This window comes from Streptomyces sp. NPDC052687, from assembly GCF_040678395.1.
Lineage (GTDB): Bacteria > Actinomycetota > Actinomycetes > Streptomycetales > Streptomycetaceae > Streptomyces.
Window position 1 is genome coordinate 57,850 of record NZ_JBFATR010000019.1, and the last position, 24,180, is coordinate 82,029.

Below are 24,180 nucleotides of genomic sequence, written 5' to 3' on the forward strand. Positions count from 1 at the left end.
CTTACGCGCGCCCCTGTGCGCGCCCTTGTGCGCGCTCCTGCCCCGCCCGGGTCCGTGCCCGGTGCTCCTGCGGGCTCACCCCGTACACCCGTTTGAACGCGCTGGACAGGGCGAAGGCGCTGCCGTAGCCGACGTGGCGGGCGATGGCCTCCAGGGTGTCGTCGGTCTCCCGCAGCCGGTCCGCGGCGAGGGCCAGCCGCCGGCCGGTGAGGTGGCTCATCGGGGGCTCGCCGACCAGCTCGGTGAAGCGGCGGGCCAGCCCGGCGCGGGAGACCCCGCACTTGGCGGCGAGCGTGGCCACCGTCCACGGGTGCGCCGGGTCGTCCTGCAGCAGCCGCAGCGCCCGGCCGACCACCGGGTCCCCCATCGCCCGGTACCAGCCGGGCGGCTCCGCCTCCGGCCGGGCGAACCAGGCCCGCAGCGCGGCGATCACCAGCAGGTCGAGCAGCCGGTCGAGGACGACCTCCTGGCCCGGCGCGTCGCGGGTGATCTCCTCGGCGAGCAGCGGGGTCAGCGGGCAGTCCCAGACACCGGCGGTGAGGGTGATCAGCGGGGGCAGCGTGTCCAGCAGGCCGGCGCCGATCTCGCCGGGCCACTGGTAGGTGCCGATCAGCAGCACGGCGCTGCCGTCGGCCCGGTCGCCCCAGGTGCGCACGCCCAGGTCCATGGAGCCGTTCAGCGGGCGGCCGTCGGGGTACCGGCACCGGCCGCCCGGCAGGATCAGCGCCTGCGGGGCGGTGCCGGGGTCGTCGGCGCAGGTGTACGGGTCGGGGCCGCGGGCGATGGCCAGGTCACCGGCGGTCAGCCGCACCGGTTCGCCCGTCTCCGGGGTGATCCAGGCGTCGCCGCGGGCCATCACCATCACCGTCAGCGGCGCCCGGTCCGCCACCCGTACCGCCCACGGCGGGTCGAAGCAGGCCCGGATCATGAAGGCGCCGCGGGCGCGGGGACCCGCGAGCAGGGCTGCGAGGGCGTCCATGCGGTCAGCGTAGACGCGCGCTTATGGGGATGAGCCGTTCGGCGATGGGACCGGACGGACGGCGGCGGTTGACTGGCGGCATGACAGCGAACAGCGTGACGCGGACGACGGACACGATGGATTTGACGGATGCGACGAAGACCACGGAGACGACAGACACGGCGAACCCGGCGAACACGAACGACGCGGTGATCACGGTCGGGAAGCGGCCCGAGGGGATGACCGTCGTGGTGACGGGTGCGACCGGCCGCAGCGGGCGCCGGGTCGCCGAGGCGGCGCGGGCGGCCGGGCTGACCGTACGGCCGGCCTCGCGCGCCCACGGCTTCGACTGGGACCGTCCCGCCGGCTGGGCGGACGTGCTGCGGGGCGCGGACGCGGCGTACCTGGCGCACCCGGCGGACGTGGGCGCCCCGGCGGCCGCCGAGGCGGTCGGGCGGCTGGCGCGGGAGGCGGTCGCGCTCGGGGTGCGGCGGCTGGTGCTGCTGTCGGCGCGCGGCGAGGACCAGGCCAAGGCCACCGAGGAGGCGCTGCGCGTGCCGGGCGCCCGGTGGACGGTCGTACGGGCCGCGTGGTTCGCGCAGAACTTCAGCGAGGGGCCGCTGGCGGACGAGCTGCGGCAGCGCGGGGAGCTGGTGTTTCCCGGCGGCGAGGTGGCGGAGCCCTTCGTGGACCTGGGGGATGTCGCGGACGTGGTGGTGGCCGCGCTGACCGGGGGCGACCGGTACGCGGGGCGGGTGCTGGAGGTGTCCGGGCCGCGGCTGCTGACGTTCGGGGAGGCGGTGGCGGAGGTCGCGCGGGCGGCCGGGCGGGAGCTGGCGTACCGGCCGGTGGCGGCGCGGGCGTACGGCGAGCGACTGGCCGCGTTCGGATACCCGCCCGAGGAGGTCACGTATCTCGTCGACCTCTTCGCGTCCCTGCTGGACGGCAGGAACGCGCACCTCTCGGACGGGGTGCGCGAGGTGCTGGGCCGCGAGCCGCGCGACTTCGCGGCGTACGCGGCGCGGGCCGCGGCGGCGGGCGTCTGGGTGGCGGACTGACCGGCCGCCCCCGTCCGCCGCCTCAGTCCTGCGGCGGGTGCTCGCCCTTCGGCGCGCTCTTGGCGTGGGCGCGCAGGCGGGCCGTGACGTCCTCCGGGGGCAGGAAGCGGGACCAGCGTTCCGGGAACTCGGAGGGCATGTCGGGGTCGTCGGGGTCGGCCTCGCGGGCGGCCGCGGCGGCACGGGCGACGTACTCGGCGACCTGCGCCTCGCGCATCCGCTCGTTGGCCTCGCGGGCCGCGGCGGTGGCGGCGGCCGGCCAGACGCGGTCGATGGCGGCGTTCATGGCGGCGCCGACGAGGACCGCGAAGGCGGACACGCCGATCCACAGCAGGACGGCGACGGCGGCGGCCAGCGAGCCGTAGATCGTCGCGCCCTCGATGGTGCTGGTGAGGTAGATGCGCAGCAGGAAGCTGCCGAGGACCCACATGCCGAGGGCGACCAGGGCGCCGGGCACGTCCTCGATCCACGGGGAGCGGACGGGCACGGACACGTGGTAGAGCGTCGTCAGGAAGACGATGGACAGGACGATCACCACGGGCCAGTACAGGACCTGGACGACCGTCGTCGACCAGGGCAGGATGCGCACGACCGCGTCCGGTCCGGCCACCATCAGCGGCAGTGCGACCGAGCCGATCAGCAGGGCCACGATGAACAGCAGGAACGCCATCAGCCGGGTCTTGACGATGCCGCGCACCCCGTCGAGGCCGTACATGACGGTGATGGTGTCGATGAAGACGTTCACCGCGCGCGAGCCCGACCACAGGGCGAACAGGAACCCTATCGAGATGACGTCGGGCCGGCCCCCGTTCATCACGTCGTCCAGGATCGGCTGGGCGATCTCGGTGACGCCCTTGTCGGACAGGACGGTCCGGGAGGCCTCCAGGAGGTTGGTCTCCAGGCTGCTGATGGTGTCGGTGCCGGTCCAGTCGTCGACGTAGCCGAGCAGGCCGATCATGCTGAGCAGCAGCGGCGGCACGGAGAGCAGCGTGAAGAACGCGGCCTCGGCGGCGAGCCCGAGGATGCGGTACTCGATGCAGGAGTTGACGGTGTCCTTGAGCAACAGCCAGGCGGTCCTGCGCTTGGAGACGTTCCGGTAGAGGGCACGCGCACGGTGGAGACGGCCGGAGGGCCGCTGGGGGATGTCACTTGCTGGCTGCACGACCCAACGGTATCCGCCGTACGAGGTCACGCTCACCATGGTCCTGCGGACGGCCCGGCGGGCGCGCCCCCGGCGGCCGCCCCCGCACCTTCGGGTGGGCAGCCCGCACCCCCGGGGCGGCCGGTCGCGGCGCGAGAGCGCCGGGCGGCCGCCGCCGGTCCACGGGTGACCAGGGGCGTACCGCGGGGTAGGTTCCCAGTCATGGCGCGCAGCACCCACACCGTGACCAATCAGCCCCCGCCGCTGGCCGACTACGACGTCTACGCGGCCGACCGGGCGCTCGTGGCGGCCGTCGAGCGGCATCTCGGCCACCTTGATCCGCGGCTGCTCGACGAGGCGCGCGCGGAGCTGTCGGGGCTCGGCCGGACCTCCGGGTCGGCACAGGTGCAGGAGTGGGGGGTGCTGGCGAACGAGCATCCGCCCCGGCTGCGCACCCACGACCGCTACGGCAACCGGATCGACGAGGTGGAGTTCCACCCGGCGTGGCACCGGCTGCTCGGCAAGGGTGTCTCGGCGGGGCTGACCGCGGCCTGGAACCGGCCCGGCGGGCATGTGCGGCGGGCGGCGGCCTTCCTGGTGTGGACGCAGGTCGAGGCGGGCAACTGCTGTCCGCTGTCGATGACCCACGCGGCGGTGCCCGCGCTGCGCGCCGATCCGGGGCTGGCCGCCGAGTGGGAGCCCCGGCTGACGTCCACGGTGTACGACCGTGACCTGCGGCCCGCGGCGCGCAAGGCGGGCGCGCTGTTCGGCATGGGGATGACCGAGAAGCAGGGCGGCAGCGACGTCCGCGCGAACACGACGGCGGCGACGCCGCTGGCCGAGGCCGGGACGTACGAGCTGACCGGGCACAAGTGGTTCTGCTCGGCGCCCATGTCGGACGGGTTCCTGGTGCTCGCGCAGGCCCCGGACGGGCTGACGTGCTTCCTGGTGCCGCGCGTGCTGGAGGACGGCAGCCGCAACGTGTTCCGCGTCCAGCGGCTGAAGGACAAGCTGGGCAACCGGTCGAACGCCTCCGCGGAGGTCGAGTTCGACGGGACCTGGGCGCGCCGGGTCGGCGAGGAGGGCCGCGGGGTGCGGACCATCATCGAGATGGTCGCGGCGACCCGCCTGGACTGTGTGCTGGGCTCGGCGGGGCTGATGCGGCAGGCCGTCGCGCAGGCGGTGCACCACTGCGCGCACCGGGAGGCGTTCGGCGGGAAGCTCGTCGACAAGCCGCTGATGCGCAACGTGCTGGCCGATCTCGCGCTGGAATCGGAGGCGGCGACGACGCTGGCGCTGCGGCTGGCGGCGGCCTGGGACGACGGCGGCGAGCAGGAACGTGCCTTCCTGCGGCTCGCGGTGCCCGCCGCGAAGTACTGGGTGACCAAGCGCTGCCCGGCGGTGGCGGTGGAGGCCGCCGAGTGCCTGGGCGGCAACGGGTACGTCGAGGAGTCCGGGCTGCCCCGGCTGGTGCGCGAGTCGCCGCTGAACTCGATCTGGGAGGGCGCGGGCAACATCCAGGCGCTGGACGTGCTGCGGGCGCTGCGGCGGGAGCCGGACGCGCTGAACGCCACGCTGACGGAGATCGGCCTGGCGCGCGGCGCCGATCACCGGCTGGACGGGGCGATCAAGAACCTGCTGACGGAACTCGCCGATCTGGAGGGCGTGGAGGCGCGCGCCCGGCGCGTGGTGGAGCGCCTCGCGCTGGTGCTGCAGGGTTCGCTGCTGGTGCGGTTCGCGCCGCCGGAGGTCGCGGACGCGTTCTGCGCCTCGCGGCTGGGCGGGGACTGGGGCGCGTCCTTCGGGACGCTGCCGCACACGCTGGATCTGGCGTCGGTGGTGGAGCGGGCGCGCCCCGTCGTCCCCTGAGCAGGCCGGACACGTCGACAGGGGTGGTGCTGCGCCGACACGGCACCACCCCTGCCCGCTGGCCCGTTGAGGCCACGAGCGCCGCACGGGCGACGTCGCTCAAGTTTCAATCAACGTATACGGGTTCACCAGGGTTGCAAGGGGTTGCAACTTATAAGGGCTCGGTGACCGGACTGTGCCCCTCCGTCCCCCGGCGAACGGCAGTATGGGACCCCCATCACCATGCGACCGGAAACCGTCGGCCGGAGGGCTTGACACCGGTTGCCCGAGAGGCAATTCCCCGGAGGACGACTGTGGCGAACTCGCCGTTACACATGACGCGACTCGCCGCCACCGACGCCGCCCGCGCGGCGCGAATGCTCAGCGAGGTGCGCGACGCCACCCTTTCCGGACAACGCGCGCCCTTCACTCCCCGACCGGTCATCGAGGAGTCCTGGGGGCGCATGCTGCGCAGCGGCGTGGATCCCGAGCACGATTTCCGGTCGCGCCTGCTCACCGCGGAGGAGGTCCGGCGCCGGCGTGAGGAGTCACCACTGCGGCATGTGATGCCGGTGTTGCGTGAGGGACTGGTGACGGTGGCCGACGCCGCGCACCACATCATGGTGGTCGCCGACGCGGACGGCCGGGTGCTGTGGCGGGAGGGCAGCGCGGCGGTGCTGCGCAAGGCGGACGCGCTGGGGTTCCTGCTGGGCGCCGACTGGCGGGAGACCACGGTCGGCACCAACGGGGTGGGCACCCCCGCGGTCGTCCGGCGGCCCGTGCAGGTGTTCGCCGCCGAGCACTTCGTACGGTCGCACGCCACCTGGACGTGCGCCGGCGCGCCGATCACCGACCCGCGGGACGGGCGGCTGATCGGCGTGGTGGATGTCAGCGGCCCGCTGGAGACCATGCACCCGGCCACCCTCGCCTGGGTGGACTCGGTGGCCAAGCTCGCCGAGGCCCGGCTGCGCGAGCTGCATCTGACGGCCCTGGAACGGCTGCGCGCGGTGGCCGCGCCGGCGCTGTCCCGGCTCGCCGGGCGGGCGCTGGTGGTGGACCGGGACGGCTGGACCGCGGCGGTGACGGGAATGCCGTACACCAACCGGATCGCGTTGCCCAAGTCGCTGACGGGGGGCCGCCGTTGGCTGCCGGGCCTCGGGGCGTGCACGGTCGAGCCGCTGGCCGGGGGGTGGCTGGTGCGGGCCGGCGAGGACGGGCCGCCGCCCCGGAGCGGCACCACCCGCGTCGTGCTGAACCTGGCACAGCCGCGCCGCTGGACGGTGACCGTCTCCGGCAGCCTGGGCGCGTGGACGCACGAACTGAGCCCCCGGCACGCGGAGTTGCTGTATCTGCTGGCCGTGCGCCGCTCGGGGCGCAGCGCGGCGGGGCTGGCCGAGGACATGTTCGGCGACGCCGCGCGCACGGTGACGGTGCGCGCCGAGCTGTCGCGGGTGCGGCGCTACCTCGGGGGGTTGCTGGAGCACCGGCCATATCGTTTCGCTGAGGACGTCGACGTGACCGTGGTGCCGCCCGCCGATCCGCGCGACCTGCTGCCCCACTCGACGGCCCCGGCGGTGATCAGGGCCCGGCAGGCGGCCGCGGTGCCCTGAAGCGCCGTGCGCGTCGCGACGGCCTACTCACCGACCGGCTTCGGCCGCCCGCCCCTGAGCCGGTCGGACGGACCGCGCCCCGGACCGTCGAAGATCGTTCGCGGGGCCGGCCCCCGCGGACGTTGCCCCGCTCGGGGGCAATTACGGGGTCTTCGTCCGCGGCCCCGCAGCCCTGCCGTAGCATCCCCCTACCGGCCACCCCACCTGCGCCATGCTGAACGTGCGGAACGCGCGGCGCAGTTGGCCCCTCGGGAGGACTGATGAAGCACCGCGGCCGACACCGCAGACGCAAACAGGGCAGGGCGCTGCGTGCGGCCCTGGCCGGGACCGCGCTCGCCCTGACCGCCGCCGCGACCATGATCAGTGCCTCCCAGGCGACCGACGGCGCCCGTCCGGGCCCGCTGCAGCCGCTCACCTCGGCTGCCGAGGTGAACGAGCTGCGTCTGCACGAGGAGACCTATCCGGCGGCTCCCGGACCGGCCGTCCGGATCGCGGACGTCGTCGCGGACGCCGACCGCGCGCTGCGCCCCGCCGCCGACTGCGCCGCCGCCGAGCGCGCCGCGCTGCCGGTGACGCCGGCGGCCGGCCGCGCCTGGTGCTGGGCCGAGGCCGACACCCGCGAGGCGCGGGCGGGGGCGCTCACCGGCTCCGGGGACGCCGACGACGACGGCCACTGGGGCGAGCACCGGGTGCTGCTCTCGGGCTGGAGCGACGCGCGGGGCCGGGCCCGGATCGCCGTGATCGACGCCGAGCGCATGACCTACGCCTGGGTGAGTCCCCTGGTGCCCGCGGACGGCGGGCGCTCGGTGCGGCCGCTCGTCTCACCGCTGTCCGGGCTGGTCTGGTACCAGGACAAGCTGCTGGCCACCGGGGACCGCGGCCGGACCCTCTACGTCTACGACATGGACCGCCTGCGCCGGGAGGCCGACGGCTTCACGCTGACCGCCGTCGCCGCGTACCGCCTGACCGGCGCGGCCCGCATCGGCGCGCTCTCCCTGGACCGCAGCACCGCGCCCGACAGCCTCGCGGTGAGCGAGGCGGTCCCGGCCGACGCCGACCGGCCCGCCCGGCTGTGGCGCTACGCCCTGGAGACCGACACCACCGGCCCCGGCGCCGGGCTGCCGGAGCCCTCGCCGGTCGAGGTGTACGAGACGGAGGCGGCCTCCGGTGCGCACGGCGTGCTCGCCCACCGCTCCCGCTGGTACCTGGCCCGCGGCGACGGCGCCTTCGAGGGGCACGGGACGCTGGTCCGGCTGGACGGGGACCGCGCGGAGTCGGCGCAGTGCGGCCCGGACGGCACCTACCAGTGCTGGAGCGGACCGGCCGGGGCCCTGTCCTACTGGGAGGAGACCGGGGAGGTCTGGTCGCAGTCGGGGCGGACGCTGTTTTCGCTGGGGCTGAACACGATCGACAGCTCGCTGGAGTAGATGGTTCGCTGAGGGACATGCCGAACATCCCCGTGACCACCTGGTCCCTGGAGCAGACCGCGCCGAGCGACCTGCTGCCCGCCGCCGAGCCCGAGGGCGACATCCGCGTCGTGCGCGCCGAGGTGCCCTCGCCCGAGTTCAGCCGCTTCCTCTACACCGCGGTGGGCGGGGACATCCGCTGGACGGACCGGCTGAGCTGGACCTACGCCCAGTGGCAGGAGGAGCTTGAGCGGCCGGGCGCGGAGACCTGGGTGGCGTACGACCGGGGCACGCCGGCCGGGTACGTCCAGCTGGACCCGCAGGACGAGGGCGTGGTGGAGATCCTCCACTTCGGGCTGCTCCCGGCCTTCCGGGGCCGCCGGATCGGCGGACATCTGCTGTCGTACGGCACCGCGCGCGCCTGGGATCTCGCCGACCGCTGGCCGCAGCGGCCGCCGACGAAGCGGGTGTGGCTGCACACGTGCAGCAAGGACGGCGAGTTCGCGATGGAGAACTACCTGCGCCGGGGCTTCAAGCTGTTCGACACCAGGGTCGAGGAGGAGGCGGAGGTCGCCACGCCCGGTCCCTGGCCGGGCGCGTACCCTGCCTGAGCGGGGAGTACGCCCCGCGGAGCCGCGCGCGCACCCTCGTCCGGCGGGCCGCATACCGCGCCTGACCTGGGACGACAAGGCCCTCTGCGGCCGATGTGACCGACGACACCCCTGTCTTGCTCTGCGAGACAGGGGTGTCCGCATCCCGGACGAAGCTGGACTGTGTCCAGATCGCCATGACACGCTTCCGTCATGTCTGGAACTGGAATCGCCTTGGTGAGTCGACGGCACGTCGACCTCGGCCGCATGTCCAGCGCCATCTGTCCGGCGCGCTGACAGCAAGCCAGCATCCCGGTTCCCTCCCTTCCGTCTGCCCTCGCGCGACGATGCGCACGTATGCCTCAACGCGCCTGTACGCGCAGGTCAGCACCGCTTCCGCCTGTCCCGAAGGACGTATCCACCATGGCCGCCAACCCGCAGAACCCTGCCGCCGCGACTCCCCGCCGCAAGGTGAGCCGTCACCGCGGTGAGGGTCAGTGGGCCGCGGGTCACTTCACCCCGCTCAACGGCAACGAACAGTTCAAGAAGGACGACGACGGTCTCAATGTGCGGACACGCATTGAGACGATCTACTCCAAGCGCGGCTTCCACTCCATCGACCCCAACGACCTGCGCGGCCGGATGCGCTGGTGGGGTCTGTACACCCAGCGCAAGCCCGGGATCGACGGCGGCAAGACCGCGATCCTGGAGCCCGAGGAGCTGGACGACGAGTACTTCATGCTGCGCGTCCGCATCGACGGCGGCCGGCTCACCACGCGGCAGCTGCGCGTCATCGGCGAGATCTCGCAGGAGTTCGCGCGCGGCACCGCCGACATCACCGACCGGCAGAACGTCCAGTACCACTGGATCCGGATCGAGGACGTGCCCGAGATCTGGAACCGCCTGGAGGCCGTCGGCCTGTCCACCACCGAGGCCTGCGGTGACACGCCCCGCGTGATCATCGGCTCGCCGGTGGCCGGCATCGCCGAGGACGAGATCATCGACGGCTCCCCGGCCATCGAGGAGATCCACCGGCGGGTCATCGGCAACAAGGCCTTCTCGAACCTGCCGCGCAAGTTCAAGTCCGCGATCTCCGGCTCGCCGCTGCTGGACGTGGCGCACGAGATCAACGACGTCGCGTTCGTAGGTGTCGTCCACCCCGAGCACGGCCCCGGCTTCGACCTGTGGGTCGGCGGCGGCCTGTCCACCAACCCGAAGATCGGCGTGCGGCTCGGCGCCTGGGTGCCGCTGGACGAGGTCCCGGACGTCTTCGAGGGCGTCATCTCGATCTTCCGCGACTACGGCTACCGGCGGCTGCGCAACCGCGCCCGCCTGAAGTTCCTGGTCGCCGACTGGGGCGCGGAGAAGTTCCGCCAGGTGCTGGAGGACGAGTACCTGAAGCGGAAGCTGGTCGACGGCCCCGCCCCCGCGCAGCCGGTGGAGCGCTGGCGCGACCACGTCGGTGTGCACCGGCAGAAGGACGGCCGCTACTACGTCGGCTTCGCCCCGCGCGTCGGCCGCGTCGACGGCACCACGCTGACGAAGATCGCCGACCTGGCCGAGGCGCACGGCTCGGGCCGGGTCCGCACCACCGTCGAGCAGAAGATGATCATCCTCGATGTCGAGCAGGACCAAGTCGACTCGCTGGTCGACGCCCTGGAGGCGCTGGACCTCACCGCCCGGCCCTCCCCGTTCCGGCGCGGCACCATGGCCTGCACCGGCATCGAGTACTGCAAGCTGGCCATCGTCGAGACCAAGGAGCGCGGCGCCTCCCTCATCGACGAGCTGGAGCGCCGTATCCCGGACTTCGACGAGCCCCTCACCATCAACCTCAACGGCTGCCCGAACGCCTGCGCCCGTATCCAGGTGGCGGACATCGGTCTCAAGGGGCAGCTGGTCCTCAACGACCGGGGCGAGCAGGTCGAGGGCTACCAGGTGCACCTCGGCGGCGCGCTCGGCCTGGAGGCCGGCTTCGGCCGCAAGGTGCGCGGCCTGAAGGTCACCTCCGAGGAGCTGCCCGACTACGTCGAGCGGGTCCTGAAGCGCTTCCAGGCGGAGCGCGAGGACGGCGAGCGGTTCGCCAGCTGGGCGGCCCGCGCCTCCGAGGAGGCGCTGTCGTGAGCGAGCGCGCGGTGCCCTTCCACTGCCCGTACTGCGGCGACGAGGACCTGCGCCCCAGCGAGGAGGGTCAGGGCGCCTGGGAGTGCGCTGCCTGCAATCGCGCGTTCCGGCTGACCTTCCTCGGGCTGCTGGCCCGCGGGGTGCGGCAGGACACCACGGGAGGGGACGAGATATGACCACGGCTCAGGACACCGCCGAGGAACTGAAGGCGCTCGCCGAGCAGGCGGGCCGCGACCTGGAGGACGCCTCCGCGCCGGAGATCCTCCGGTGGGCGGCCGACACCTTCGGCAAGCGGTTCTGCGTGACCTCCTCGATGGAGGACGCGGTGGTCGCCCACCTCGCGTCCCGGGTGATGCCCGGCGTCGACGTCGTGTTCCTCGACACCGGCTACCACTTCGAGGAGACCATCGGCACCCGGGACGCGGTGGACGCCGTGATGGACGTCAACGTCATCACCCTCACCCCGCGCCAGACGGTCGCCGAGCAGGACGCCGAGTACGGCCCCAGGCTGTACGAGCGCGACCCCGACCTGTGCTGCAAGCTCCGCAAGGTCCGGCCGCTGGAGGAGGGCCTGAAGGGCTACACGGCCTGGGCGACGGGCCTGCGCCGCGACGAGTCCCCGACCCGGGCGAACACCCCGGTCGTCGGCTGGGACGAGAAGCGGCAGAAGGTCAAGATCTCCCCCATCGCCCGCTGGACCCAGGACGACGTGGACGCCTACGTCGCCGAGCACGGCGTCCTCACCAACCCGCTGCTGATGGACGGCTACGCCTCCATCGGCTGCGCCCCCTGCACCCGCCGGGTCCTCGAGGGCGAGGACGCGCGCGCCGGCCGCTGGGCGGGCCGCGCCAAGACCGAATGCGGGCTGCACGGATGACCACGACGATCCAGGAGACTGACGTGACGACCGGAGCCACCGTCTGGCTCACGGGTCTGCCGAGCGCCGGCAAGACCACCATCGCCTACGAACTGGCGGGACGGCTCCGCGAGCAGGGCCACCGCGTCGAGGTGCTCGACGGAGACGAGATCCGCGAGTTCCTCTCGGCGGGCCTCGGCTTCAGCCGCGAGGACCGGCACACCAACGTGCAGCGCATCGGCTTCGTCGCCGAACTGCTCGCCCGCAACGGCGTGCTCGTCCTCGTCCCGGTCATCGCGCCGTACGCCGACAGCCGTGACGCCGTGCGCAAGCGGCACGAGGCCCACGCGACGCCGTACGTCGAGGTGCACGTGGCGACCCCGGTCGAGGTGTGCTCCGTACGCGATGTGAAGGGCCTGTACGCCAAGCAGGCGGCGGGCGAGCTCAAGGGGCTCACCGGCGTCGACGACCCGTACGAGGAGCCCGAGTCGCCCGACCTGCGGATCGAGTCCCAGAACCAGACCGTGCAGGAGTCCGCCGCGTCCGTGTACGCGCTGCTCACCGAGAGGGGACTGGCATGACGACCGTCGCCACCATCGACGAGGGCACCGACACCCCGTACGCCCTGTCCCACCTGGACTCGCTGGAGTCGGAGGCCGTCCACATCTTCCGCGAGGTGGCGGGCGAGTTCGAGCGGCCGGTGATCCTGTTCTCCGGCGGCAAGGACTCGATCGTCATGCTGCACCTGGCGCTGAAGGCGTTCGCGCCCGCGCCGGTGCCGTTCTCGCTGCTGCACGTGGACACCGGGCACAACTTCCCCGAGGTCATCGAGTACCGGGACCGCGCGGTCGCCCGGCACAACCTGCGGCTGCACGTCGCCTCGGTGCAGGACTACATCGACCGCGGGGTGCTCAAGGAGCGCCCGGACGGCACCCGCAACCCGCTGCAGACGCTGCCGCTGACGGAGAAGATCCAGAGCGAGAGGTTCGACGCCGTGTTCGGCGGCGGGCGCCGCGACGAGGAGAAGGCCCGCGCCAAGGAACGGGTGTTCTCGCTGCGCGACGAGTTCTCCCAGTGGGACCCGCGCCGCCAGCGCCCGGAGCTGTGGAACCTGTACAACGGCCGCCACGCGCCCGGTGAGCACGTCCGGGTCTTCCCGCTGTCGAACTGGACCGAGCTGGACGTCTGGCAGTACATCGCCCGCGAGGGCATCGAGCTGCCGCAGATCTACTTCGCCCACGAGCGCGAGGTGTTCCTGCGGGGCGGCATGTGGCTGACCGCCGGCGAGTGGGGCGGGCCCCGCGAGAACGAGGTGGTCGAGAAGCGGCGGGTGCGCTACCGGACCGTCGGTGACATGTCCTGCACGGGAGCCGTCGACTCCGACGCGACCACGCTGGACGCCGTGATCGCCGAGATCGCCGCCTCCCGGCTGACCGAGCGGGGCGCGACCCGCGCCGACGACAAGCTGTCCGAGGCCGCGATGGAAGACCGCAAGCGCGAGGGGTACTTCTAAGCATGAGCACGACCACGACCGAGGAGCTCTCGGCCACCACCCTGCTGCGGTTCGCCACCGCGGGCTCCGTCGACGACGGCAAGTCCACCCTGGTCGGACGGCTGCTGCACGACTCCAAGTCGGTCCTCGCCGACCAGCTGGAGGCCGTCGAGCACGCCTCCCGCAGCCGCGGCCAGGACGCACCGGACCTCGCGCTGCTGACCGACGGTCTGCGCGCCGAGCGCGAGCAGGGCATCACCATCGACGTGGCGTACCGTTACTTCGCCACGCCCCGGCGCCGGTTCATCCTCGCCGACACGCCCGGCCACGTGCAGTACACGCGGAACATGGTCACCGGCGCCTCGACGGCCGAGCTGACCGTGATCCTCGTCGACGCCCGCAACGGCGTCGTCGAGCAGACCCGCCGGCACGCCGCGATCGCCGCGCTGCTGCGGGTGCCGCACGTGGTGCTGGCCGTCAACAAGATGGACCTCGTCGGCTACCGGGAGAAGGTGTTCGCGGCCATCGCCGAGGAGTTCACCGCGTACGCCACCGAGCTGGGCGTCCCCGAGGTCACCGCGATCCCGATCTCCGCGCTCGCCGGCGACAACGTCGTGGAGCCGTCGGCGAACATGGACTGGTACGGCGGCCCGACCGTCCTGGAGCACCTGGAGACGGTCCCGGTCAGCCACGACCTGGCGCACTGCCACGCGCGGCTGCCCGTGCAGTACGTCATCCGCCCGCAGACCGCCGAGCACCCCGACTACCGCGGCTACGCGGGACAGATCGCGGCGGGCACCTTCCGCGTCGGCGAGCAGGTCACCGTGCTGCCGTCCGGCCGGGCGACCACGATCACCGGCATCGACCTGCTGGGCAAGCCGGTCGACGTGGCCTGGACGCCGCAGTCGGTGACGCTGCTGCTCGCCGACGACATCGACATCTCGCGCGGCGACCTGATCGTGCCGAGCAAGGACGCCCCGCCGACCACCCAGGACGTCGAGGCGACCGTCTGCCACGTCGCCGACGCCCCGCTGACCGTCGGCCACCGGGTGCTGCTCAAGCACGGCACCCGCACGGTCAAGGCGATCGTGAAGGACATCCCGTCCCGGCTGACGCTGGACGACCTGTCCCTGCACCCGCACCCGGGCAGGCTCGCCGCCAACGACATCGGCCGGGTGAAGATCCGTACCGCGGAGCCGCTGCCGGTCGACTCCTACGCCGACTCGCGGCGCACGGGCTCGTTCATCCTGATCGACCCTAACGACGGCACGACCCTCACCGCCGGCATGGTCGGCGAGTCGTTCGCCTCCCCCGAGCCCGTCAAGGACGGGGCCGAGGACGACGGGTGGGACTTCTGAGCGTGAACTCCCGCTTCAGCCGTGGTGTACGGCGCCGTCCGCGATGACACCCGCGGACCCCGTACGCCGCCGCCGAGAACCCGCCGACCTCCCGGCCACGGACTGAACCGGCTCCGTGACCGCCGGGTCCCCGAGAGGAACACCCCGTGCCTGCCACCCCCGTCCCGCGCCGCGCCCTCGCGGTGATCGCCGCCCTCCCGCTGCTCGCGCTCGCCGCGTGCGGGTACGGCTCCCAGGCCAAGGACGACGACACCGTGCGGATCGCCGCCGGGGCGAAGAAGATCGACGGTCTGGACTCCGTCCGGATCGGCTACTTCGGCAACCTCACGCACGCGACCGCGCTGGTCGGCCGGCAGCAGGGCTTCTTCCAGAAGGAACTGGGCGCCACCGTCGCGCAGTACGCCACCTTCAACGCGGGTCCCTCGGAGATCGAGGCGCTGAACTCGAAGTCCATCGACATCGGCTGGATCGGCCCCTCCCCCGCCATCAACGGCTATGTGAAGGCGAACGGGAAGAACCTGCGGATCATCGGCGGTTCGGCGTCCGGCGGTGTGAAGCTGGTGGTGAACCCGGAGAAGATCACGTCCCTGAAGGACGTCAAGGGCAAGCGGATCGCCACCCCCCAGCTCGGCAACACCCAGGACGTCGCGTTCCTCAACTGGGCCGCCGGGCAGGGCTGGACGGTCGACGCGCAGAGCGGCAAGGGCGACGTCTCCGTCGTGCGCACCGACAACAAGATCGCGCCGGACGCCTACAGGTCCGGTTCCGTCGACGGCGCGTGGGTGCCCGAGCCGACCGCCTCGAAACTGGTCGCCGAGGGCGCGAAGGTGCTGCTGGACGAGTCCCACCTGTGGCCGGACGAGAAGTTCGTCATCACGAACATCATCGTGCGGCAGGACTTCCTGAAGGAGCACCCGGACGTCGTCGAGGCCGTGCTGCGGGCGTCGGTCGCGGCCAACGAGTGGATCAACGCCCACCCGGAGCAGGCCAAGGCGGCCGCGAACGAGCAGCTGGCGGCCGACACCGGCAAGCCGCTGCCCGCGGACGTCATCGACCCGGCCTGGAAGTCGATCGCCTTCCTGGACGACCCGCTGGCCGCCACCCTCGACGCCCAGGCCGCCCACGCGGTCAAGGCCGGTCTGCTGGAGCAGCCGGACCTGACCGGGATCTACGACCTCACCCTGCTCAACAAGGTCCTGGCGGCCAGGGGCGAGGCCACCGTCGACGACGCCGGCCTCGGCGTCCGGTAAGCGAATCCCGAGAGATCCAGGAGGTGACGACCATGGCCACGACACTCGCCAAGGCCGCCGACGGTACCGAGACCTCGGCCGCCGGGCACGCCGCCCGCATCGAGCACGTCTCGAAGTCGTTCCCGGGCCCCACCGGGCAGCAGCTCGTGCTGGACGACATCAGCCTCGATGTCGCGCCGGGCGAGTTCGTCACCCTCCTGGGCGCCTCGGGATGCGGCAAGTCCACCCTGCTCAACCTGGTGGCCGGACTGGACAGGCCGTCCGCCGGGTCGATCGCGACCGACGGCCGGCCGGCGCTGATGTTCCAGGAGCACGCCCTGTTCCCGTGGCTGACCGCGGGCAAGAACATCGAGCTGGCGCTGAAGCTGCGCGGCGTCGCCGCCAAGGCCGAGCGCCGCGAACGGGCCGAGGAACTGCTCGAACTGGTCCGCCTGAAGGGCGCGTACGGCAAGCGGGTGCACGAGCTGTCCGGCGGAATGCGCCAGCGGGTGGCGATGGCGCGTGCCCTCGCCCAGGACAGCAGGCTGCTGCTGATGGACGAGCCGTTCGCGGCGCTGGACGCCATCACACGGGACGTGCTGCACGACGAGCTGACCCGCATCTGGCGCGAGACCGGCCTGTCGGTGCTGTTCGTGACGCACAACGTGCGCGAGGCGGTACGGCTCGCGCAGCGCGTGGTGCTGCTGTCGTCCCGGCCGGGCCGCATCGCGCGCCAGTGGACGGTGGGCATCCCGCAGCCGCGCCGTATCGAGGACAGCGAGGTCGCCGAGCTGTCCCGGGAGATCACCGAAGAACTGCGTGGGGAGATCCGCCGTCATGGCCAGCACTGACACGTCCGCCGGCGCGCCCGTCAAGGACGGGAGCGATCTGGCCGGCCTGGAGGCCGGTCTGGACGCCCTGGAGACGGTCGAGTCGGGCCGCACCCCGCTGCGCGAGACGCTGCTGCGCAAGGTGCTGCCGCCGGTCACCGCGATCGCGCTGGTGCTGGTGGTGTGGCAGGCGCTGGTCGCCTTCGGGATCGTCGACGACCCGACGAAGCTGCCCGCCCCCGCCGACGTGTGGGCCGAGGTCCGCACCGCCTGGCTGCAGGGCACCCTCCTGGACTACATCTGGACGTCCGTCTCGCGCGGCCTGCTCGGCTTCCTGCTCGCGCTCGCCATCGGCACCCCGCTGGGGCTGCTGGTGGCGCGGGTGAAGTTCGTGCGGGCGGCGATCGGCCCCATCCTGTCCGGCCTCCAGTCGCTGCCGTCGGTGGCCTGGGTGCCGCCGGCCGTGATCTGGCTGGGCCTGAACAACTCGATGATGTACGCCGTCATCCTGCTCGGCGCGGTCCCGTCCATCGCCAACGGACTGGTGTCGGGCGTGGACCAGGTGCCGCCGCTGTATCTGCGCGCGGGCCGCACGCTGGGCGCGACGGGACTGAAGGGCACCTGGCACATCGTCATGCCGGCCGCGCTGCCCGGCTACCTCGCGGGCCTGAAGCAGGGCTGGGCGTTCTCCTGGCGGTCCCTGATGGCCGCCGAGATCATCGCCTCCTCCCCCGACCTCGGCGTCGGTCTCGGCCAGCTGCTGGAGAACGGCCGCAACACCAGCTCCATGTCGATGGTGTTCCTCGCCATCCTGCTCATCCTGATCGTCGGTATCGCGATCGACCTGCTGATCTTCAGTCCGCTGGAGCGGCGGGTGCTGCGCAGCCGCGGTCTGCTGGTGAAGGGCTGATTCCCATGCGGCCGGTGCTTGTCGTCATCGCCCACGGCAGCCGCGACCCGCGGCACGCCGCGACCGTGCACGCCCTCGTGGAGCGGGTGCGCGCCGAGCGTCCGGGCCTGCGGGTGGAGACCGGCTTCCTGGACTTCACCATCCCGTCCGTGCCGGCGGTGCTGGAGTCCCTGGCGGCGGAGGGCGTGCGGGACGTGGTCGCGCTGCCGCTGCTGCTGACCCGCGCGTTCCACGCCAAGGCGGACATCCCCGCGGTGCTGCGGGAGGCGCCGCGCCGGCTGCGGATCCGCCAGGCGGACGTGCTCGGCCCGTCGCCGCTGCTGCTCGCCGCCCTGGAACGGCGGCTGTACGAGGCGGGGCTCACCCCCGCCGACAAGTCCTCGACCGGGGTCGTGCTGGCCTCGGCGGGGTCCACCGACCCGGAGGCGATCGCAGTGATCGCAGAAATCGCGCGGGAGTGGCGGCACACCGGTTGGTGCGCCGTGCGGCCTGCGTTCGCCTCCGCATCCCTTCCGCGCACCGAGGAGGCGGTCCGCGAACTGCGTGCGCTGGGCTGCGCCCGCGTCGCCGTCGCCCCGTACGTCCTGGCCCCCGGCTTCCTCCCGGACCGCATCGCCCGCGGCGCCGCCGGGGCGGACGTCCTCGCCGATGTCCTGGGCCCGGCACCGGAGGTGGCCCGGCTGCTGGTGGAGCGCTACGACGGGGCGCGTGCGCCGATGCTGGCGGCGGTCGGCGCGTAGGGCGCCCGGGAACGGGCCGGCTCAGCGCCCGGGAACGGGCCGGCTCAGCGCCCGGGAAAGAGCCGGCTCAGGCCCCCAGGCCGAGCAGGGCGACCTCCAGCGGCAGCGCGGGACGGGACGGCAGCGGCTGGGGTTCGTCGCCGCGGCCGGTGTGGGTGGGCGGGACGGGGCGCAGGCCCGCGACGCCGTCTGCGGCCCAGGGCGCGTCCGTCGGCGGGAGCGACAGGGTGAGCCGCCGTCCGTCGGCCAAAGTCGTCTGCAGCTTCGGGTCGTTCGTGCTCATGGCCCCTCGATTCCGTCGCGTCGTCCGGAGGTCCGGCCTCGTCTGTGAGGACGAACAGGCGCGCCGTGGGGTTCCCTCACCGAGGAGCGGTCAGTTCGACCAGCTTGAGCACGGTGTTCCAGTTGCGGGTGGTGGCGATGATGCCCTTGGTCAGGCGAGGGCGGGAGAGGACGTCGGCGAGTCTGGAGCGGCCGAGGCCGTCCGGGGCGTAGAGGTAGAGGGCGCGGTCGCCGAGGCGGAACTCCTCCGGCAGGTGGGCCTCGCGGTCGACGGCGGCGAAGCGGTCCTCGTCGACCGGGGCGGAGAAGTAGGTGACGTGGAGCTGCTTGGGCTCCAGGTCGGCGGCGGGGAACGGGCAGGCGTCGGCGACCGCCTTCAGATAGGCGTGGTCGCGCACGATGACGTCCACCCGGAAGCCGTAGCGCTGCTCGATCGCCCGGGTGAGTTCGGCGGCCAGGGACTCCTCGTCGCCGTGGGCGGAGGTGAACGCGGCCTGGCCGCTCTGGAGGTAGGTGCGCACGCCGTCGTAACCGAGGCCTTCCATGAGGGTGCGCAGGTCGGCCATCGGGATCTTCTTGCTGCCGCCCACGTTGATCCCGCGCAGCAGCGCCGCATACGTCGTCACGGGCCCCACCCTAGGCGGCCGTCGTGCCCCGTGGGGGCGGGCACGACGACCGCCGGCCCGGGGTGGGGGGTTGCGCGGAACTCTGGCCGAGGCAGGGGGTGTGGATCAACAGCCGCACGTGTCTGTGACGTGTTCGACAAGGGTGCGTCATGCACAACAGCGGTGCGTCGCCCGCCCGTCCGGCCTGCGGATGTCCCGGTGGATGTGGGGGATGTCCCGATAGATGTAAGGGGCCCGCGTCCTCCTCAGTGGGGAGGGGAGGGGGACCGAGGGGAGTAGCCGGGGGTGCTCCGCTTCACCGGGCAGCACGACGAGATGGCCTTGCCCGGCCCCTACCTTCAGTAGCGACAGGTGGCGGCAGGGGGCCGCCGCCGCGCAGGAGGGGCAGTCCGGCATGAAGACCGGCAGGGGGACCTTGATGTCCGACAGAGAGACACGGGTACGGGGGTTCGCCGCCCGGGCCGGCGGCTGGAGCGCCCGGCACCGCTGGGCGGCGATCGGCATCTGGGTGCTGTTCGTCGTCCTGGCGATGGGGCTCGGCTCGGCGGCGGGCCGGGTCGACGTCAAGGACAGCGACCAGATCAAGGGCGAGACGCGCACCGCGGCGAAGATCGTCGAGGACGCGGGGATCGAGGAGCCGGCCGGTGAGACGGTCCTGCTCCAGTCGAAGGACGGCCGGCTGAAGGCGACCGACGCGGAGTTCCGGGCCGCCGTCGACGCCGTGGTGCGGGCGGTCGACGGGACCGGCCGGGTCACCGACATCAGCTCGCCGTACGACACGAAGACGATCTCGGCGGACGGCCGCAGCGCGCTGGTGCAGTTCGACATGCGCGGCGACGCGGACACCGCGGGCGAGCGCGTCGAGCCCGTGCTGAAGGCCGTCGAGGAGGTCCAGCGGGACCACGGGGCGCTGCGGATCGAGCAGATCGGCGGCGCGAGCATGATGAAGACGTTCGACGACGCGTTCGGCGACGACTTCAAGAAGGCCGAGTACTCCGCCGTCCCGGTCGCCCTCGGCATCCTGCTGATCGCGTTCGGCGCGCTGGTGGCGGCGCTGCTGCCGGTGCTGCTGGCGATCACCGCGATCATGGCGACGATGGGTCTGATGGGCCTGGTCAGCCATGTGATGCCGATGAGCGACACCGCCAACTCGGTGATGCTGCTGGTGGGCATGGCCGTCGGGGTCGACTACTGCCTGTTCTACCTGCGCCGTGAGCGTGAGGAGCGGGCCGCCGGGCGGGACGCGCAGACGGCGCTGCGGATCGCCGCCGCGACCAGTGGCCGCGCGATCGTCGTCTCCGGTGTGACGGTCTGTGTGGCGATGGCGGGCATGCTGTTCACCGGCATCGCCGAGTTCGAGGCGATGGGCCTGGCCTCGCTGATGGTGGTGGCCGTCGCCATGATCGGGTCGGTGACCGTGCTGCCGGCGCTGCTGTCGCTGCTGGGCGAGCGGGTGGACAAGGGCCGTATCCCGTTCCTGTCCCGCCGGCGCCGTGACGGGAGCGGCTCCGGGGGCGCCGGCGGGAGCCGGTTCTGGACCGCCGTGCTGAAGGGCGTGCTCGCGCGGCCCGTGGTGTCCGTGGTGGTGGCGTGCGGTGCGCTGCTGGCGATCGCGGCTCCCGCGCTCGGCATGAAGACGCAGAACCTCACCCTGGACCAGGAGTTCGGCGACTCGCTGCCGATCGTGCAGACGTACAACCGGGTCAACGAGGCCTTCCCCGGCGGCTCCGACCCGGCGGAGGTGGTCGTCAAGGCGGACGACATCAACGCGCCCGAGGTGCGCGACGCGCTCGCCGCGTTCCGGGAGCGCGCGGTGAGTTCGGGCGCCTCGCGCGGCCCGGTCGAGATCAAGCTGCACGACGAGCGGAACGTCGCCTTCGTCTACGTCCCGCTGGTCGGCGGCTCCGACCTGGACAAGGCGGGGGCCAGCCTGGACAAGCTGCGCGACGAGGTGCGCCCGGCCACGCTCGGCAAGGTCGAGGGCGTCGAGGCGCCGATCACCGGGCAGGTCGCGGGGTCGAAGGACTTCAACGACCAGCTCGTCGGCTCGGTCGTGCCGGTCTTCGTCTTCGTGGTGGTCTTCGCCTTCGTGCTGATGCTGCTGTCGTTCCGGTCGCTGACCGTCGCGGTCACCTCGATCGTGCTGAACCTGCTGTCGGTGGGGGCCGCCTACGGCATCCTGGTCGCCGTCTTCCAGCACGGCTGGGGCGCCTCGCTGGTGGGCGCGGAGGGTGTCGGCGCGATCGTCAGCTGGCTGCCGCTGTTCCTGTTCGTGATCCTGTTCGGCCTCTCGATGGACTACCACGTGTTCGTGGTGTCGCGGATCCGCGAGGCGCGGCTGCGCGGCCGGTCCACCAAGGACGCGATCGCCCACGGCGTGGTCACCACGGCCGGGGTGGTCACCAGCGCCGCGGTCATCATGGTCGCCGTCTTCGCCATCTTCGGCACGCTGTCCATGCAGTCCATGAAGCAGATGGGCGTGGGTCTGGCGGCAGCGGTGCTGATCGACGCGACGATCATCCGGGGGGTGCTGCTGCCCGCGGTGATGGCGTTGCTGGGCGAGCGCAACTGGTACCTGCCGCGGTGGCTCGACCGGCTGCCCGACCTCACCCACGACGAGGCGCCGGAGGCGGTCGTGAGCCGGCCGGCGCGGGACGAGGACGGCGAACCCGAGCCGCTGCGGGTCTGACGGAGGGCACGGGCCCGCGGAGGGGCTGATTCCGTCCGCCTGGGCCGAGGGCCCGTCGGTTCCGGGGGAACCGACGGGCCCTCGCCGCTGTCTGGCTGACCGGACGACGACCTGATGTCGGCCAGGGGGAGGACGACTCATGGACAGACGGAGCCTGTTGAGGGGCGCGCTCGCGGGGACCGTGGCCGCACCGGCGGCCGGACTGCTGACGGCGCGGGAGGCGAGCGCCGCCCCGGCCGCGTTCGACGTGCTGATCGGGGACGTGAACTCCGGGAGGATCCTCCTGTTCGACCGTAACAAGCCGTTCACCGACCGCACCGTCAAGTAGCAGCTGAATCCGGCCGGTTCGGGCCACCCGATGGAGCACCGCTTCCGCGCCACCGACGGTGACGGCGAGATCCTGCTCGCGGTGACCGGCACCTCCACCACCGGCACGGCGAGCGTCTACCGGCGCCGCGACAAGAAGCTGCTGTGGTCGGTGTCGGACGTGCGGAACTACCCGCACAGCATCGAACGCGCCCGCGGCACGGGCGTGGTCGTCGTCGCGGGGCGCAGCCACGGCAGCGGGGGCGGCGCGGCGACCGGCGGCAGCCTCCATGTGTTCCGGCCGGCGAACAGCCACGCGAGTTCGCTGGTGCGGGCGGGCAGCCCGGTCCCGTTCCGGCGCACGGTCTGTTGTGGGACCCGCGGCTGGAGCGGTTGTGGGTGAGCGGCGGCAAGCGGCTGACCGCCTACCGGATCGTGACGACGGCGAACTCGGCGAAGCTGGTGGAGGACACCGAGCGCCGCCTGGACGCCTTCACCCGCGCCCACGACCTCCAGCCGGACTTCCGGCGCCCCGGCCGCCTGCTGGTCACCGACACCTACGGGGTGTACGCCGTCGACACGGCGTCGATGACCAGGTCCACGCTGCACGAGCGGCGGTACGTGAAGTCGTACGTACGCCACTCCTCCGGCGAGCAGATGTGGACGGGCGCGGTCGAGAACGGCAACGTCTTCGGCACGAAGTACGTCCACTTCAACGTCAGCGGAGTGGCGCGGGCACGGGAGGGCGCGATCATCTACAAGGCCCGCCTGGACACCACGGCGTACGCCTGACGGCCGGGGCGTGCGCCTGACGGCCGGGGCGTGCGCCTGACGGCCGGGGCGCAGGCCCGTCGGCCGCGGCGTACGCCTGACTCTGGGGCGTGGCAGACGGCTACGACTGCCGTCGTCCGGCGGGCAGTTCGGCCTCGATGAGGTCGGCGGCGCGGCGGGTGCCGCCCTCCTGGGCCATCTGCGCCTGGATGTCCTTCAGCCGCTGGGCGACCTCGGGGTCGTCGACGAGAGCGAGGGCGGCCGTGCGCAGGGCTTCGGGGGTGGCCTCCTCGGTGGACAGGCGTTGGGCGACCCCGAGGCTCTGCAGCATGTCCGCGTTGCCGAACTGGTCGACGGCCTGCGGTACGGCGATCATCGGCGTGGCGGTGGCCAGGCCTTCCTGGCTGCCGCCCGCCCCGGCGTGGGTGACGAACAGGTCGGCCTTCCTCAGCACGGCGAGCTGCGGCACCCAGGAGTGGACCTCCACGTTCGCCGGTACGTCGCCCAGCTCGGCCGGGTCGACGTGCCGGCCGATCTGGAGCACCAGGTGCCAGCCGGGGAGGTCGCCGAAGGCCCGCACGCAGTTGCGGTAGAACTCCGGCTGCTTGGTGAAGGCGGAGCCCAGCGAGACGAGGACCACCTTCTCGGCGCCGGCGGGCCGCTGCCAGTCACCCTCGGAGGTGCGGTCGCCCTGGCAGGCGCCGACGAACGTGTACACGTTCTCGTCGACCTGGTCGGCCTTCCACTGGAGCGCCTTGGGGATGAGCACGAGCGAGCGGGCGGGGCGGGTGACGAAGTCGTCGGGATGCAGGCCGATCCCGTTCTCCTCCAGCCAGGCCTGGAAGCGGGCGTAGTACGCCTTGCCGCGCTCGGTCTTCTTCGGCTCCTCCCACATCGGGGCGGCGACCTCCTCCTCGTACCCCTCCCAGGCGACGAGGTGGGTCGACAGGGAGATGGCGGAGACACCCCAGCGGTGGGCGAGGACCCGGGCCGGGTAGGCGGTGGTGTCGTACAGGACGAGGTCGGGTTCGTCTCCCTCGTAGGCCGCGGCGAGCTGCGGCAGGGCCTGGATGGCGTCGTCGAGGAAGGGTTCGACGTTGTCCAGCAGGGTGCTGCCCCAGTCCGACGGGTCGGCGTCGGGGCCGGGCAGCGTGGAGTTCCAGAGCTTCGGTTCGGCGCCGGTCTGCGCGATCTTGTCCGCGAAGACGGGCGGGATGGCGTAGGTGACCCGGTGGCCGCGCGCGACGAGTTCCCGGATCACCTCCAGGCTGGGGTTCACATGGCCGTGGGCGGCGATGGAGAACATGGCGATGTGGGCGCGTGAGGTCATGCCCATCACCCTAGGCGAGACGATACGTA

General features: G+C 72.7%; 25 protein-coding genes. 20 read left to right on the top strand and 5 right to left on the bottom strand.

Going from position 1 to position 24,180, the window contains the following annotated elements:
• Window position 1: 1 nt before the first annotated feature.
• Window positions 2-979, bottom strand: coding sequence for an AraC family transcriptional regulator (locus AB0K92_RS17740; protein WP_365923831.1), 978 nt, complete (start codon window positions 977-979; stop codon window positions 2-4).
• A gap of 218 nt (window positions 980-1,197) precedes the next feature.
• Here AB0K92_RS17740 and AB0K92_RS17745 point away from each other — a divergent pair, with 218 nt between their 5' ends.
• On the top strand, window positions 1,198-2,016 hold the full coding sequence (locus AB0K92_RS17745; RefSeq protein ID WP_365923934.1) for an NmrA family transcriptional regulator: 819 nt from the start codon (window positions 1,198-1,200) through the stop codon (window positions 2,014-2,016).
• 22 nt (window positions 2,017-2,038) lie between these two features.
• Here AB0K92_RS17745 and AB0K92_RS17750 read toward each other — a convergent pair whose 3' ends face one another.
• Window positions 2,039-3,178, bottom strand: a complete 1,140-nt coding sequence (locus AB0K92_RS17750; protein WP_365923833.1) for a YihY/virulence factor BrkB family protein — start codon at window positions 3,176-3,178, stop codon at window positions 2,039-2,041.
• 201 nt (window positions 3,179-3,379) lie between these two features.
• Here AB0K92_RS17750 and AB0K92_RS17755 point away from each other — a divergent pair, with 201 nt between their 5' ends.
• The 15 genes from AB0K92_RS17755 (at window position 3,380) to AB0K92_RS17825 (ending at window position 18,147) form a co-directional block, all read left to right on the top strand.
• Window positions 3,380-5,026 carry an acyl-CoA dehydrogenase family protein gene (locus tag AB0K92_RS17755; RefSeq protein WP_365923835.1) on the top strand — a complete coding sequence of 549 codons (1,647 nt, stop codon included), beginning with the start codon at window positions 3,380-3,382 and terminating at the stop codon, window positions 5,024-5,026.
• A 293-nt stretch (window positions 5,027-5,319) separates the two neighbouring features.
• Window positions 5,320-6,615 (top strand): GAF domain-containing protein, encoded by a 1,296-nt coding sequence (locus AB0K92_RS17760; protein WP_365923837.1) that lies wholly within the window; start codon window positions 5,320-5,322, stop codon window positions 6,613-6,615.
• A 260-nt stretch (window positions 6,616-6,875) separates the two neighbouring features.
• Window positions 6,876-8,042: a hypothetical protein gene (locus tag AB0K92_RS17765; RefSeq protein WP_365923839.1), complete on the top strand. Its 1,167-nt coding sequence runs from the start codon at window positions 6,876-6,878 to the stop codon at window positions 8,040-8,042.
• Window positions 8,043-8,059: 17 nt separating this feature from the next.
• Window positions 8,060-8,632 (top strand): GNAT family N-acetyltransferase, encoded by a 573-nt coding sequence (locus AB0K92_RS17770; protein WP_365923841.1) that lies wholly within the window; start codon window positions 8,060-8,062, stop codon window positions 8,630-8,632.
• A gap of 192 nt (window positions 8,633-8,824) precedes the next feature.
• On the top strand, window positions 8,825-8,908 hold the full coding sequence (locus AB0K92_RS17775) for a putative leader peptide (protein WP_310591794.1): 84 nt from the start codon (window positions 8,825-8,827) through the stop codon (window positions 8,906-8,908).
• Between the two features lie 126 nt (window positions 8,909-9,034).
• Complete coding sequence (locus AB0K92_RS17780; RefSeq protein ID WP_365923843.1) at window positions 9,035-10,732, top strand: nitrite/sulfite reductase; 1,698 nt, start codon at window positions 9,035-9,037, stop codon at window positions 10,730-10,732.
• On the top strand, window positions 10,729-10,908 hold the full coding sequence (locus AB0K92_RS17785) for a hypothetical protein (RefSeq protein WP_365923845.1): 180 nt from the start codon (window positions 10,729-10,731) through the stop codon (window positions 10,906-10,908). Before AB0K92_RS17780 ends, AB0K92_RS17785 begins: the two co-directional genes overlap by 4 nt.
• Window positions 10,905-11,609 (top strand): phosphoadenylyl-sulfate reductase, encoded by a 705-nt coding sequence (locus AB0K92_RS17790; protein ID WP_365923847.1) that lies wholly within the window; start codon window positions 10,905-10,907, stop codon window positions 11,607-11,609. Before AB0K92_RS17785 ends, AB0K92_RS17790 begins: the two co-directional genes overlap by 4 nt.
• Before the next feature lie 23 nt (window positions 11,610-11,632).
• On the top strand, window positions 11,633-12,169 hold the full coding sequence (cysC, locus tag AB0K92_RS17795; RefSeq protein ID WP_166002921.1) for an adenylyl-sulfate kinase: 537 nt from the start codon (window positions 11,633-11,635) through the stop codon (window positions 12,167-12,169).
• Window positions 12,166-13,101, top strand: coding sequence for a sulfate adenylyltransferase subunit CysD (gene cysD / locus AB0K92_RS17800; protein WP_365923849.1), 936 nt, complete (start codon window positions 12,166-12,168; stop codon window positions 13,099-13,101). Before cysC ends, cysD begins: the two co-directional genes overlap by 4 nt.
• A 2-nt stretch (window positions 13,102-13,103) precedes the next feature.
• Entirely contained in the window at window positions 13,104-14,438 is a 1,335-nt protein-coding gene (locus AB0K92_RS17805) for a GTP-binding protein (protein ID WP_365923851.1), read from the top strand.
• 146 nt (window positions 14,439-14,584) lie between these two features.
• Window positions 14,585-15,688, top strand: coding sequence for an aliphatic sulfonate ABC transporter substrate-binding protein (locus AB0K92_RS17810; RefSeq protein WP_365923853.1), 1,104 nt, complete (start codon window positions 14,585-14,587; stop codon window positions 15,686-15,688).
• Window positions 15,689-15,720: 32 nt separating this feature from the next.
• The gene (locus AB0K92_RS17815) at window positions 15,721-16,518 is read left to right on the top strand and encodes an ABC transporter ATP-binding protein (RefSeq protein WP_365923855.1); all 798 of its coding nucleotides are present in this window, start codon (window positions 15,721-15,723) and stop codon (window positions 16,516-16,518) included.
• Window positions 16,505-17,407, top strand: a complete 903-nt coding sequence (locus AB0K92_RS17820) for an ABC transporter permease (protein WP_365923857.1) — start codon at window positions 16,505-16,507, stop codon at window positions 17,405-17,407. Before AB0K92_RS17815 ends, AB0K92_RS17820 begins: the two co-directional genes overlap by 14 nt.
• 5 nt (window positions 17,408-17,412) lie before the next feature.
• The gene (locus AB0K92_RS17825; protein WP_365923859.1) at window positions 17,413-18,147 is read left to right on the top strand and encodes a sirohydrochlorin chelatase; all 735 of its coding nucleotides are present in this window, start codon (window positions 17,413-17,415) and stop codon (window positions 18,145-18,147) included.
• Window positions 18,148-18,214: 67 nt separating this feature from the next.
• On the opposite strand, the gene AB0K92_RS17830 is transcribed toward AB0K92_RS17825, so the two are convergent.
• Both AB0K92_RS17830 and AB0K92_RS17835 read right to left on the bottom strand, forming a co-directional pair.
• On the bottom strand, window positions 18,215-18,430 hold the full coding sequence (locus AB0K92_RS17830) for a hypothetical protein (protein ID WP_365923861.1): 216 nt from the start codon (window positions 18,428-18,430) through the stop codon (window positions 18,215-18,217).
• 76 nt (window positions 18,431-18,506) lie between these two features.
• The gene (locus AB0K92_RS17835) at window positions 18,507-19,055 is read right to left on the bottom strand and encodes a DUF1697 domain-containing protein (protein WP_365923863.1); all 549 of its coding nucleotides are present in this window, start codon (window positions 19,053-19,055) and stop codon (window positions 18,507-18,509) included.
• A 418-nt stretch (window positions 19,056-19,473) separates the two neighbouring features.
• Here AB0K92_RS17835 and AB0K92_RS17840 point away from each other — a divergent pair, with 418 nt between their 5' ends.
• The 4 genes from AB0K92_RS17840 to AB0K92_RS17855 all read left to right on the top strand — a co-directional run bounded on the left by AB0K92_RS17840 (window position 19,474) and on the right by AB0K92_RS17855 (window position 22,842).
• The gene (locus AB0K92_RS17840) at window positions 19,474-21,744 is read left to right on the top strand and encodes an MMPL family transporter (protein WP_365923865.1); all 2,271 of its coding nucleotides are present in this window, start codon (window positions 19,474-19,476) and stop codon (window positions 21,742-21,744) included.
• Window positions 21,745-21,883: 139 nt separating this feature from the next.
• Complete coding sequence (locus AB0K92_RS17845) at window positions 21,884-22,072, top strand: hypothetical protein (protein ID WP_365923867.1); 189 nt, start codon at window positions 21,884-21,886, stop codon at window positions 22,070-22,072.
• Between the two features lie 30 nt (window positions 22,073-22,102).
• A complete protein-coding gene (locus AB0K92_RS17850) occupies window positions 22,103-22,453 on the top strand; it encodes a hypothetical protein (RefSeq protein WP_365923869.1) in 351 nt (116 codons plus the stop codon).
• Window positions 22,450-22,842 carry a hypothetical protein gene (locus AB0K92_RS17855; RefSeq protein WP_365923871.1) on the top strand — a complete coding sequence of 131 codons (393 nt, stop codon included), beginning with the start codon at window positions 22,450-22,452 and terminating at the stop codon, window positions 22,840-22,842. The genes AB0K92_RS17850 and AB0K92_RS17855 overlap by 4 nt, the downstream gene beginning before the upstream one ends.
• 100 nt (window positions 22,843-22,942) lie before the next feature.
• On the opposite strand, the gene mgt is transcribed toward AB0K92_RS17855, so the two are convergent.
• A complete protein-coding gene (gene mgt / locus AB0K92_RS17860) occupies window positions 22,943-24,157 on the bottom strand; it encodes a macrolide-inactivating glycosyltransferase (protein WP_365923873.1) in 1,215 nt (404 codons plus the stop codon).
• Between the last annotated feature and the right edge of the window lie 23 nt (window positions 24,158-24,180).